This window comes from Photorhabdus cinerea, assembly GCF_011189575.1.
GTDB lineage: Bacteria > Pseudomonadota > Gammaproteobacteria > Enterobacterales > Enterobacteriaceae > Photorhabdus > Photorhabdus cinerea.
Genome location: NZ_PUJW01000005.1, coordinates 210,885 through 223,291 on the forward strand (window position 1 = coordinate 210,885; position 12,407 = coordinate 223,291).

The 12,407-nt window shown below is 41.0% G+C and carries 15 protein-coding genes; 6 read left to right on the plus strand and 9 right to left on the minus strand.

Annotation, left to right across the window (positions count from 1 at the left end):
* Positions 1-107: 107 nt before the first annotated feature.
* The gene (locus C5469_RS06760; RefSeq protein ID WP_166304122.1) at positions 108-548 is read right to left on the minus strand and encodes a DUF2569 domain-containing protein; all 441 of its coding nucleotides are present in this window, start codon (positions 546-548) and stop codon (positions 108-110) included.
* Positions 549-734: 186 nt separating this feature from the next.
* Between C5469_RS06760 and C5469_RS06765 the strand changes: the two genes are divergently transcribed.
* The 3 genes from C5469_RS06765 to C5469_RS06775 all read left to right on the plus strand — a co-directional run bounded on the left by C5469_RS06765 (position 735) and on the right by C5469_RS06775 (position 3,403).
* A complete protein-coding gene (locus tag C5469_RS06765; protein ID WP_166304125.1) occupies positions 735-1,772 on the plus strand; it encodes an oxidoreductase in 1,038 nt (345 codons plus the stop codon).
* Between the two features lie 70 nt (positions 1,773-1,842).
* Positions 1,843-2,820 (plus strand): bile acid:sodium symporter family protein, encoded by a 978-nt coding sequence (locus C5469_RS06770; RefSeq protein ID WP_166304128.1) that lies wholly within the window; start codon positions 1,843-1,845, stop codon positions 2,818-2,820.
* 298 nt (positions 2,821-3,118) lie between these two features.
* On the plus strand, positions 3,119-3,403 hold the full coding sequence (locus C5469_RS06775) for a hypothetical protein (protein ID WP_166304131.1): 285 nt from the start codon (positions 3,119-3,121) through the stop codon (positions 3,401-3,403).
* Positions 3,404-3,477: 74 nt separating this feature from the next.
* Here C5469_RS06775 and C5469_RS06780 read toward each other — a convergent pair whose 3' ends face one another.
* The 3 genes from C5469_RS06780 to C5469_RS06790 all read right to left on the minus strand — a co-directional run bounded on the left by C5469_RS06780 (position 3,478) and on the right by C5469_RS06790 (position 4,745).
* On the minus strand, positions 3,478-3,879 hold the full coding sequence (locus C5469_RS06780) for a hypothetical protein (protein WP_166304134.1): 402 nt from the start codon (positions 3,877-3,879) through the stop codon (positions 3,478-3,480).
* Positions 3,880-4,024: 145 nt separating this feature from the next.
* Entirely contained in the window at positions 4,025-4,345 is a 321-nt protein-coding gene (locus C5469_RS06785) for a hypothetical protein (RefSeq protein WP_166304137.1), read from the minus strand.
* Positions 4,346-4,523: 178 nt separating this feature from the next.
* Positions 4,524-4,745, minus strand: a complete 222-nt coding sequence (locus C5469_RS06790; RefSeq protein WP_242689405.1) for a bacterioferritin-associated ferredoxin — start codon at positions 4,743-4,745, stop codon at positions 4,524-4,526.
* Positions 4,746-4,824: 79 nt separating this feature from the next.
* Here C5469_RS06790 and C5469_RS06795 point away from each other — a divergent pair, with 79 nt between their 5' ends.
* Positions 4,825-5,097 (plus strand): hypothetical protein, encoded by a 273-nt coding sequence (locus tag C5469_RS06795; protein WP_278249748.1) that lies wholly within the window; start codon positions 4,825-4,827, stop codon positions 5,095-5,097.
* 58 nt (positions 5,098-5,155) lie between these two features.
* Here C5469_RS06795 and add read toward each other — a convergent pair whose 3' ends face one another.
* From add to manA, 3 genes are all read right to left on the minus strand, one after another.
* Positions 5,156-6,157 (minus strand): adenosine deaminase, encoded by a 1,002-nt coding sequence (gene add / locus C5469_RS06800; RefSeq protein WP_166304140.1) that lies wholly within the window; start codon positions 6,155-6,157, stop codon positions 5,156-5,158.
* A gap of 77 nt (positions 6,158-6,234) precedes the next feature.
* Positions 6,235-7,785, minus strand: coding sequence for a YdgA family protein (locus C5469_RS06805; RefSeq protein WP_166304142.1), 1,551 nt, complete (start codon positions 7,783-7,785; stop codon positions 6,235-6,237).
* A 135-nt stretch (positions 7,786-7,920) separates the two neighbouring features.
* A complete protein-coding gene (manA, locus tag C5469_RS06810) occupies positions 7,921-9,096 on the minus strand; it encodes a mannose-6-phosphate isomerase (RefSeq protein ID WP_166304145.1) in 1,176 nt (391 codons plus the stop codon).
* 232 nt (positions 9,097-9,328) lie between these two features.
* Here manA and fumC point away from each other — a divergent pair, with 232 nt between their 5' ends.
* The gene (fumC, locus tag C5469_RS06815) at positions 9,329-10,723 is read left to right on the plus strand and encodes a class II fumarate hydratase (protein WP_166304148.1); all 1,395 of its coding nucleotides are present in this window, start codon (positions 9,329-9,331) and stop codon (positions 10,721-10,723) included.
* A 72-nt stretch (positions 10,724-10,795) separates the two neighbouring features.
* Here the strand turns inward: fumC and C5469_RS06820 are convergent, their stop codons facing one another.
* On the minus strand, positions 10,796-11,266 hold the full coding sequence (locus tag C5469_RS06820) for a type II RES/Xre toxin-antitoxin system toxin (protein WP_166304151.1): 471 nt from the start codon (positions 11,264-11,266) through the stop codon (positions 10,796-10,798).
* Positions 11,263-11,712 (minus strand): type II RES/Xre toxin-antitoxin system antitoxin, encoded by a 450-nt coding sequence (parS, locus tag C5469_RS06825; RefSeq protein WP_166304154.1) that lies wholly within the window; start codon positions 11,710-11,712, stop codon positions 11,263-11,265. Before parS ends, C5469_RS06820 begins: the two co-directional genes overlap by 4 nt.
* 307 nt (positions 11,713-12,019) lie before the next feature.
* Here parS and C5469_RS06830 point away from each other — a divergent pair, with 307 nt between their 5' ends.
* Positions 12,020-12,391 carry a VOC family protein gene (locus C5469_RS06830; RefSeq protein ID WP_166304157.1) on the plus strand — a complete coding sequence of 124 codons (372 nt, stop codon included), beginning with the start codon at positions 12,020-12,022 and terminating at the stop codon, positions 12,389-12,391.
* Positions 12,392-12,407 lie beyond the last annotated feature (16 nt).

Genomic DNA, 12,407 nt, shown 5'->3' on the forward strand with positions numbered 1-12,407 from the left:
GCTGTGCCTGAAAATGAAGTTTGTTTACTTTTTATAAAATTATAAATATGCCCTCATCTTACTGAGGGGCAATCTATTGTTATGATAACAATCAAAGAAAGTTGCGGTTATCGATCTTGTGTGAAAGTCATTTTGACCCGATGAGAACGTTTAATATAGGGGACAAAAATAGCGGCTGCTAGTAGTGGCCATGCTAATGCACGTAGAGCCATTTGATCAGAAATAGGGGAAAAGGTGAAAGTTTTCAATGCAATTAATACGGTAACAATAAGCCAAATAATAAAAGTTTGAGGGAATCTTTTTGACCGAATAAAAAGCAGTTTTAGTATCCATAGGGTGAAGCACCACATTACCGCAGTAATGGCGACGGAAAGAAACCACATTAGAGTAAAGTGATGACTTCCGGTACTCAATATATTGTTTTGACTGAAAAAAGTCATAATGTATAAGGCAAGCATGACACTGGCGCTGAGAAATGTCATGATCAGGTAAGCTGCCGGAGCCAGAATCCAGCCATTAATTCTGTGGTAGTCATGGGTTTGATACATAAGTCATTCCACCTGGAGCTATACGGAGGAAGAATAATAGGCGATTCTGTTGGGTTAGGAAATAGATTGATTGAAAGATCTTCAGAGCTGGGTTCAGAGATGAATGTGTGAGACGGCTATCGATGGTGATATTTTTTACTGATATAACATTGCAGTTATTATTAAGAATAAATTTGAGGGGCTGTCATGAGTGATTTGTTAAAGGTTGGGTTGGTAGGTTATGGTTATGCCAGTAAAACGTTCCATGCACCATTAATTGCTGGGACTACCGGTGTTAAATTGACAGCAATTTCTAGCAGTGATGCAGAGAAAGTTAAATCAGATTGGCCAAATATTCCGGTGGTATCCAGCCCTGAAGATCTTTTTAATGATCCTGACATTGATTTAATCGTTATTCCAACACCTAATGATACTCATTACCCACTGGCTCAGAAGGCGCTGGCAGCGGGTAAACATGTTGTAGTGGATAAACCATTTACTATTACAGTTGAACAAGCTGAATCTTTAAAGCAACAAGCTGCAGAAGCTGAGTTACTCCTTTCTGTATTTCATAACCGTCGTTGGGATTCTGGTTTTCTGACCATAAAATCTTTAATTAAAGAAAATCGTCTGGGCAAATTGAAATATTTTGAATCTCATTTTGATCGCTATCGTCCAGTTATACGTCAAAGATGGCGTGAAACGGCAGGGGAAGGAAGTGGTATTTGGTATGATTTAGGTCCTCATTTGCTTGATCAGGCTGTTCAATTGTTTGGTAAACCGCAATCTATTACGGCTGATTTGGGGATGATTCGTCCACAAGCCGAAGCGGCGGATTATTTCCATGTGTTGTTGAATTATCCGGATATTAAAGTGGTTCTTCATGCAACAACAGTGGCAGCGGCTGAATCTGCTGTTTATACATTGCATGGTATGGAAGGCAGCTATGTGAAATATGGTCTTGATCCTCAGGAAGAACGATTGAAGGCAGGGGAAAAGCCACTGCATGCTGATTGGGGATATGATATTCGTGATGGGATTGTGACATTGTCACATGGAGAGGAATTAGTGACCGAACATGTGCCAACTTTGCCCGGTAATTATACTGCTTATTATGCGGCGATCCGTGATGCTATTACGTTAGGTAAACCTAATCCAGTAACGGCAAATGAAGCCATTCAAATTATGAAATTAATTGAAGCAGGTATTCAGTCTGCAAAACAACAAAGTTCAGTGGCAGTTTAATCATGACTTTTATTGATTAGTCCGGTTTACCGGGCTAATTATTTGATTTGCAAAGCAAGGAAAATAATTCATGACTTGGTGGCAAAGATTAAAAGTAGATCCTTTTTTGGTGGTATTAGTGACGGTGGTCGTCATTGCAACATTCTTTCCTTGCGAGGGTGAGATTAAAGTTTGGTTTCAACGGTTAACTACAGCGGCGATTGCTCTGCTGTTCTTTATGCATGGCGCTAAATTATCTCGTCAAGCCATTATTGCGGGTATGGGGCATTGGCGGCTTCATTTGGTCGTTTTTCTCAGTACTTTTGTTTTGTTTCCAATTCTAGGGTTAGGGTTGGGTCTGTTGGTACCTGAGATAATGTCATCAACGGCTTATTGGGGATTTCTTTATCTTTGTGCATTACCGGCCACGGTTCAGTCGGCTATTGCTTTTACTTCTGTTGCTGGTGGTAATATTGCGGCTGCCATTTGTAGCGCTTCGGCATCCAGTATTTTGGGGGTATTTTTATCGCCAATACTCGTCGGGCTAATGATCCATACACAGGGAGAAGGTAGCTCTGATACGCTGGAAGCAATAAAATCCATTATTCTTCAATTGATGGTTCCTTTTATTGTCGGGCATTTGTCACGGCCATTGATTGCTCGCTGGGTAGAGCGGCATAAAAAACTGGTTAATATGACGGACCGGTCATCAATTCTTTTGGTGGTTTATGTGGCTTTCAGTGAGGCGGTGGTAGAAGGTATCTGGCACAAGATTGATGGTTATTCACTTCTGATGATTGGGGTTGTTTGTTGTATCTTGTTGGCGATTGTGTTGATTATTAATACTTATACTGCTCGTTGGTTGGGTTTTAGTAAAGAAGATGAAATTACCATTGTCTTTTGTGGCTCGAAAAAGAGCTTGGCTAATGGCGTACCAATGGCGAATGTTTTATTCCCGGCTGCGACGGTTGGTGTGATGTTGTTGCCGTTGATGATTTTTCATCAAATTCAATTGATGGTGTGCGCGGTATTAGCGCAACGTTATGCGCGGAGATTAAAACGGGAATAGATATAAATCTATGATAGGAAATTTTTGTAAATATATATTAATGACAATTATTATATTTACAACAATATAATGTTGAGTTGCTAAATTTAGATCGCAAATATTATCATTAATCCAATTAATGTAATTTAATATCTTAGATATTTTCTTTTCCAGGTCTAAAAATTTGATAAGAGCCACACAAATAGTCGTTGTGTTGGTTTTTTTTCATCTATACTTAACTTAATTTCATTGTTGTACATATTAGGGTGTTGTTGAATTAGATCTATATAAATCTACGTCGATATAATGGGGGGGTAATATGATTTATGTCAAGAATGCTTCAAATAAGCTGGTTCTAGTTGCAATTAATAAATGGGGGAAAAAAGGTGGCACAGGGTATTTTAATATTAATCCGGGTATGGTAGAGGGTTGGGATCGCACTGATGGTCGCGGTTTTGTAATGTCAATAATACGGGAAGGTGAGGCGGAGTCAAAGCCATATTTTGTTTTATCAAATAGCAACATTGTTATTCATGATAAAGATATTACTGGTTACGGTAGAGATGTTGAGGATAGTGATCATTGGATATATCCTTTAAATTGAATTTGGCTAATGGCGGGGAGTGACCAGCTACCCGGTTACTACCTTTATTTTGAGAATTATTTAGGGCAATCTATTTAATTTTTTAATGTGTTTACAATACTCATGGCTTGTTCTTTATCTTTTGCACCCATTCTAAATGAAGGAACTAAATAGGTTTGAATAGTCGTTGTAACCACATTAACACCTTTGAATGATACTGTCATTTGGGTTCCGATATTTTTATTGATGAGAACATTAAATTTGGGAAAACATTGTTTATCTTTTTTCATGACTACTGACAACTCATTATCCATTCCATCATGTGCTCCTAAATAATCGATTTGCTCTGTACAGGCTTGGGTTAAGAGAAATTTGTCACCGGATGAAAATTCAAATTTTAACCCCTCTTCTGATTGAGCTAGCCTGTTTCGACTATTTTTATCAGAACATCCTGCTATTGCGGAGAGAAGTATCATAATAACAAATAAATTTTTCATAATTTTGATCCTGTCATATTGGATGGTTGCTCAGGTTTGTAAGGCTACTGGTACATGGCGGCTGCCAGTATCACCTTAAAAGTGATCAGGAAACCGCTCATCTTGTTTTGTTGTAACGTCCGTGGAGGAGTTACTGGGTTCACTGTTATTTTTTATCTAAAAATCCTGGTTTTACGGATAAGCCCAAAAGAGGATTATTAATTAGAGGAACGATGGATAATTCATAAGCGTCTGGCACAGGGAGATGACTTATTTCCGTCAATGCCTCGAGTCTCGTATCAGCAATATAAGCCTCTTCAACATTACCTGTGTAGGCAATAATATTGGCGGAATGCTCGGGGAAAAGGGCTACAAAGGCTCGTTTTTTGGTATGAAAAAGGACGTGGCCAACAACATCAGGTTCATTCTCTAAATAACCCAATTCTTCTAACATCTGTTTCATTTTCTTTATTTTCTGTTTTTTCATTCTGTCGTGCTCAAATTTGGGGGATTGTATATAACTCCCGTTTTGTATTACGGGGTAGTACGAGATACTGGAAGTGTACTCGTCACGCTGGAAATCAGCAAGGAAGAACTACTAATGCCCTACTAGAAATATAAAAAGCGATAATTAGCGTTTTTAGTTCGCTAAATCAGCATAACATCTAACTGAGATTGATAAGATGACCATTTTCATCACATGCACCTGTCCCAAGTTTCTCTGTGTCTTGCTTCGTGTCCTTCTTGAAGTGGGATTTCCGCTGCCAGCATTTCAAGACTAACAGGCGATAGTGGGATATGAGGGGATGTGCCCAATGTTTGATATCGTGGAGAATGGCAGAGCAGATTTTTCCCTGACAAGCCCCCATACCGCACCGTGTTGCCATTTTTGCGCTTATTGGCCCGCTCTCTTTTATTATTTCTGCTTTCATTGTTTATTGGTCTGGTTGGGAAACGGTTTCTTGGTTGCTCGGATTACAGATTGTTTTGTTCTTTATTTACCTGTTATTCAAAAACAGAGTTCCTGTAGGTAAAGTGAGTCTGCGTCAACAGATAACTTCTGCCTTGTGGTTGATCGGTTTTTACAGTGCTATGATCATTTTGTCCTATTTAGGCACCTTTGGGGATAAAGGCATTATTCCTGCACCTTGGGATATCGTTGCAGTAGCGGTGATATCTTTAATCGCTTTCTATTGGGGAATACCCAAGGCAGTTTTACCAACGGAAGATGAGGATTAAATTCCAAATAAATAACTATAATCAGGAATGGGGTTCCCATTCCTGAACTGTTTAATGTTTAACGGTTTGCTACTTTCACCCGCAATGCTTGTTTTTCTGCATCACTGATAAAAGCGGTTTCCAGCCCATTTATTTGAGCCTGACGGATTTGAGCGGCGGATAAACCTGCGGCAGGGGCGGCAACTTCATATTCATGGCGAATTTCGATACCTTCAACTGCCGGATCGTCTGTATTAATGGAAGCTAGAATTCCTTTTTCCAGAAATCTTTTTAGTGGATGCTCCAATAAAGAATTCACGGTGCTGGTTTGAAGGTTTGAAGTTAAACAGGTTTCAATACTAATACGCTGTTCAACCAAATAATCCATCAGGGTTGGATCAGTAATCGCTTTTACACCGTGACCAATACGAGTTGCACCTAACTCACGAATGGCTTGCCAAATACTTTCAGCGCCCGCCGCTTCGCCGGCATGGACAGTTATTTGCCAGCCAGTATCACGAGCTTTAGTAAAATGAGATTGGAAAAGATGACCGGGGAAACCTAATTCATCACCCGCCAGATCCAGTGCAGTAATATGCTGGTGGTGAGCCAGCAAGCCAGCCAATTCCTGAGTACAAGCTTTTTCACCAAAAGTCCTGCTTAGAATACCGATAAGGCGAATATCGATATCATTATTTTGGCGGGCGGAATGGATACCATCAATAACGGCTTCAACAACCCCTTCAATAGGTAATTGATGTTTCATTGCCATGTAATATGGGGAAAAACGTAATTCTGCATAATCCAGACCAGCATTTACGGCATCTTCAACATTCTCGATAGCAACTCGACGACAAGCATCTAAATCAGCCAGTACTGCCACACCCCAATCCAGTTTTTGTAAAAAGCTAACGAGATCGGGTTCATTTCCAATAACCTGTACATGAGGGCGCAGTAATTCCAGGTTATTAGCAGGAAGTTGAATATTATGCTGGTGGGCAAGATCTAAAATGGTTGCTGGCCGGATATTGCCGTCAAGATGGCGGTGTAAATCTGTCAATGGGAGCTGTATATCAATCATATTCCGGGTCCTTTTTTATATAAAAAAGCCAGTCAAATTCGTTGACTGGCTTTTTAACAAAAGCGTTTATGGTTGTTTTATTGTGCAGACTGCACATTGCCTTCTGCCTGTATATTTCCACTGCTGTGGGTATCATCTTCTGGCATCGTTTGCTCTGGTACTTCGTCATCATCAGAAGATTCGGATAAACCATATTCAGACAAGAACTTAGGTAAGGACATTTTCTCACCGTTCATTTCTATATTACCGTCTGCATAGTTAAACTTGATGCTAATGGCGTTATTATCAACAGTGGTGATTTTAAACAATTTCCCCAGTTGTTCCAATTGTTCTACCTGTTGCTCCGCGTTTTCTTCAGCCCTGTTTTTATCCAGACCATTGACCAATGATGCTTGAGTGGCGAATTCAAGTATCATTGGTTTTGGTAATGTAACATTCAGAGACATATCCTGAATCAAAGTGCGGATAGCTTCCTCTGTTTTCATTGAAGATAAGTTGTTTTTATCTTTCGGTAAGTCCTTCAGATTCACTTTGTAATTAATGGTGCTTTCACCTTTGGTATTCTTCCAGGTTAATGGCTCGATACCAAATTGCGGATTATTTTTCAGCAGGATAGGCAGATTAGAAAAGACAGCATCAATAATCTCTGCGTTTACAGCATCGGGAGAGCGATAGTCAGAAGTGAGAGATTTGACTGAGGCATCATTATATGCTTGGGTAAATTTACGCACTGCTTCACCATCCAGACGATCCGCTGTAATAGCAAATGTCCCTGAACCAAAATCAATATTTTTTAGTTTGAAACCATCTAAGCTATACGTGATTTTCCCTTTCAGGTTCGTTTCGTCTTCACTGATATTTGAACCCATTTTAAGGCCAGAGAGAACGATATCTTGGTTGCTGATACCTTTCAGAATGATTTCCTGAATTTTAATGTTTTGATCACCCACATAGATATCAAATTTGCCCTTTTTATTGGACAGGTCTAAATCAACACCTTTAACAACGAAGTTTTCATCATTTTTGTTGATGGTCAGTTGGTCACTTTTTATTGTCAGTGAGATATCTTTCAGCTCGCGGCTGAGATCTGAAGTCAGTTTGGCGCCAGAAAAATTGAATTTAACGCCATCTTTTGCAAAATCGACGGGGATGATATCAACATCAGAAATAACAGAGCCACTATAGCTGACACGAGAATCAGCCGTGAACAGGGATTTTCCTTTCGTGACTTCAAATAATGGTTTTAGAGCTTCATTATTTTCCAATTTGGAATGAACGGAAGCCATGCTAGGAATAAGGACAAATTTCTTTATTTGTGCCAGCGGGAAAGGGCCATGATCAATCACAGATTTAATTTCAATCCCATCACCCGGCTTGATTTCTGCGTTTTTAATACCTTCTTTAACCGTCAGGACAAGACGTACATCAGAACTAAACACTCCACGATGGAAATCTTTACTCTGTAATACTAAACCAGTTTCAGGGAATGCTTTTTCCAGCTCCGCATTTGCGTGGGCAACGGATTGGTCGATGTGTTGCTCGATTTTTTTACCGGTATACCACGAAGCCCCGGTCCAGATTGCACCCAAGGCAACAATAACGCCTACTGCCACTAACGATTTTTTCATAATGGAAATCCATCCTTTTAGTACATATTTGCAAATAATAGGTACTCTTCTAGTATAAAAATGGCTGTTAACATAGCTTGAAATTTAAGTCGCATTTAACAGCCTGTGAATAAGCTTTAAACCCAGATTAGCGTATTATTGATTAAAAATCCGAGCAGTCAAACCATAACCGTGAATAATCACAATTTTCTCGGCAGCAGATATAAATGCTGATTCACCTGGGGAAATCCTTAATTGGTGTTCGCCAGATTGTATAACTGTTTGACCTTCAATACAAAAAACAATCGATGCTGAATTGTTCTCAAGAGTAATTGGCTGTTCTGATAAAGGATAAATGGAAAATGCAAAATCATTGATGGGAACAGGGAAGGTTTGCGCTGTTTTTTGCTGTTTTGGTAAGGTTAATAATGTGTTTACTGGTTTTGATACAAAATCAAGATTTGCCATTAACTCTGGAATGTCTATGTGTTTATTGGTCAATCCAGCCCGCAAGACATTATCTGAGTTTGCCATGACTTCAAGAGCAACACCTTCCAGATAAGCGTGAGGTGTACGAGCGTATAAAAACATTGCTTGACCTGGCTCAAGTTCAATAACATTTAGTAAAAGTGGGGTAAACAGACCATTGTCGTCAGGATAAAACTCCGCCATTTTTTTTATGGTATCCCAGGGTTCTCCGATGCGGCTGTTTAATGCTGACTTTAATACGCCAAGAGCCAGCTGTTTTTGTTTGCCGCTCATATTGAGTAATTGGCAAAATAAAAAAGCAAGATTTTGTTCATCCGGTTTTTGGATAAAAAATCGAATCTTGGGATGCGCTGCAGTAACAAATTCCAGTAATTGTACGATTTCGTTTAATGGCCGAAATCCATTGATTGCCCGGAAAGAGGTCAGGGCATAAACCAACTCGGGCTTATGGTTATCATCTTTGTAATTTCTTTCAGGTGAATCCAGTGGAATACCCACGGCATTCTCTTTGGCAAAACCCTCTTCTGCGGATTTTTTATCAGGATGAACCTGAATAGAGAGCGGTTGTGCTGCACACAAAATTTTAAATAAGAAAGGTAAGCGGTGAAATTGATCTGCAACCTCTTTCCCCAAATATTTTTCTGGATCACTGGCTATTAATTCATTTAGGGCAACTGGTTTCCCCGTTTCAGGATTGACTACAATCGAACTGCTTTTAGGATGAGCGCCCATCCATAATTCAGCCATTGGCAGATTATCTGGATTTTCAACACCATAAATATCGGTGAGGGAGGTTTGGCTTCCCCAGGAATAGTGTTGGATCTGATTTATCATCTTAAACATGACCGTTACTCTCTTTTTTTAAAATCAATCTATTTCCTTGCGACTACAATACGATAAACACGACTTGGTCGGCATAATCAGGAACTAATATATGGCATAATAACAGAATGCTATACCCAATAGATTTCAATTTGCAGCGCGGCGGTAAGTGAACGCAGCCAACAAAGCAACAACTTGAAAGATGAAGGGGATAGGTATATTCGATTATTCTGTGTGTTAAGGAGAGATAGTAATGGCAGCCACTCGCATTGAAAAAGACTCAATGGGGCCTATCGAAGTACCTGCTGACCAATTATGGGGAGCGCAAACTCAACGCTCGCTGGAGCATTTCCGCATTTCGCAGGAGAAAATGCCGGTTGCATTGATCCACGCTCTGGCATTAACCAAACAGGCTGCGGCCAGTGTAAATATGGGTTTGGGCCTTTTGCCGAAAGAACGGGGTGAAGCAATTATTGCTGCCGCAAAAGAAGTGCTGGAAGGTAAACATCCAACAGAATTTCCGCTTGCTATCTGGCAGACCGGTTCCGGAACACAAAGTAACATGAATATGAACGAAGTGTTGGCGAACCGGGGGAGCGAGATCCTTGGCGGGATACGAGGGAGCGAACGTCTTATCCATCCTAACGATGATGTCAATAAGAGCCAGAGTTCTAACGACGTTTTCCCAACCGCAATGCATGTTGCCGCAGTTATCGCGCTGCGTGATCACCTTATCCCTGAGCTGAAAGTATTACAAAAAACACTGGCTGATAAAGCTGACGCTTACAAGGGTATCGTCAAAATTGGGCGTACTCATTTGCAAGATGCGACGCCACTAACACTTGGTCAGGAAATTTCCGGCTGGGCAGCCATGCTGACTCATAACCTGAAGCACATTGAAGACAGTATTCCTCATGTTTGCGAACTGGCGCTGGGGGGAACTGCTGTAGGTACAGGTCTGAATACACATCCTGAATATGCTGTTCGTGTTGCTAAGAAGCTGGCTGAATTAACTCACCATCCGTTTGTGACTGCACCAAATAAATTTGAGGCTCTGGCTACCTGTGATGCATTAGTTCATTCACATGGTGCACTGAAAGGTCTGGCGGCTTCAATGATGAAAATTGCCAACGATGTTCGCTGGCTAGCTTCCGGGCCACGCTGTGGTATCGGTGAAATTTCAATTCCTGAAAACGAACCAGGCAGCTCAATCATGCCGGGTAAAGTTAACCCGACTCAGTGTGAAGCAGTCACTATGCTTTGTGCCCAAGTGATGGGTAATGATGTTGCTATTAATATTGGTGGTGCATCTGGTAATTTTGAACTGAACGTGTTCCGCCCGATGGTTATTGATAACTTCCTGCAATCTATCCGCTTACTGGCTGATGGTATGCGTAGCTTCAATGAGCATTGTGCTGTAGGTATCGAGCCTAACCGTGAGCGTATCACTCAATTGCTGAATGAATCTCTGATGCTGGTAACCGCGCTGAATACGCATATCGGTTATGACAAAGCAGCCGAAATTGCTAAGAAAGCGCATAAAGAAGGGCTGACACTGAAACAATCAGCCATGAAACTGGGTTATCTGACAGAAGCTGAGTTTGACGAGTGGGTTCGTCCTGAAGATATGGTTGGCAGCTTGAAATAATTGCTGCTTTTACTATGAAAAACTAACCGGAGGCGGGTGCTCCGGTTTTTTGTTTTACTATCTCATCTCAGATTATTTTTTTGCTTTTACTAATCGAGAATCAATGCCGAAATCAAGGTGTTTAACCGTATTGATATACTTATGAAAATCTTTTGCCATGGGATTCAACATGACATTATTTTCGTAGGGGACGATGGCAGAGGGAACCATCAGACCAATGGAATGACTAACTTCGAACCATTCACTGCCTATTTCCATTGTACAAGCAGGAGGTATGGGATCATTCCAATCAAGCGGTAATGTATCAATGTTTAAAATATCAATTTGGTTTTCAGGGATATCGATACTTAACAGCGAAAAATTAGCGAGAAGCTCATCGTCTCCTACATGGACAAGGACTTCCAGCACAGCAAGAGAAATAGAAGTGGCGACATAGACCGCTGGTCTTCCTATATTGTGCCAGCGGCCACCATACAGTTTTGCCCCTGTACCGCTCCAGGCTGATTCGACATACTTTGAACGGGTAAGTCGGTATAGGATCACGATACAATCCCGTGCTCAATTCTGCCTATGAGATTTATTACATCTAGTGCTCCACTTTCTGTATTGAGCATTGATTCAGGTGTTACGTATCCTAAACCACGGATCGGGCGCTTCATCCATTGAGTTGCTTTATCTTTGTCACCGTTAAACAAATCTACAGCGTGGTCCATTACACGAACGAATCGGGCAATCCGCTGGCTTTCATCAGCCGTGAATTTACCTTTACTTGAACAGCGTCTTGAATAGCTGCGTATTTGAATACCAGCAATCCGCAGAATATCTCCTTTACCAAATGTTGACCAATTTTGTATTTTCTCAACTATCGTTACGGGTAACCCTTCGTTTAATACTGCATTCAAATGTGGCCCACTGCTTGAAGGGAAACCCACTGTTTGCCAAAGTGGGGGAGGACTTTGGACTTTATGGCTTGGTGTAAAAACTTGCATAAGCACCTCGTTGGTCATCTGTCAATTTTATGATAGACAGATGACCTGATTAGGTCAAATAACAAGTGATTTGAGGGGCCAATTATAGTAGTTGCATGTATATACATACAGTTATATTTATCTTAAAATGAAGGGGCTGATGTGCAAGGGCATAACAGCATTACAGGCGGCGGGACTCGTCGTTTTTGCCCACGGAAGCCAGTGTAAATCCGCCATAAAGACGGTTGCGGCCTGAGAAGTGGGAAGCCTCGCCGTTTTTTACGGCGGGGAGCAGTCACATAAGTCAAACTTACATGAGAATTACATAATGACAATATCCTCTAAACCTAACCTTCAACTTGTCTACGTATCTGATATTGAACGTTCGACGGCCTTCTACCAGATACTGTTCAATTCTGAACCGGTGTTTTCGAGTCCCCGTTATGTGGCATTTTCTGCTGGCGGCGAAGCATTGTTTGCTATTTGGTCGGGTGGAACCAAGCCAGATGTTGCTGTCCCGCGGTTCTCTGAGATCGGTATTATGTTGCCATCCGGCGAAGATGTAAATCGCCTATTTGCGGAATGGCAGAAGAACCCCGACATCAAGATTGTGCAGGAACCTTACACTGAAGTTTTTGGTCGTACTTTCCTTGCAGAAGATCCCGATGGTCATATTATTCGGGTATGCCCTTTGGATTAGGATTACTTCCAGGCTA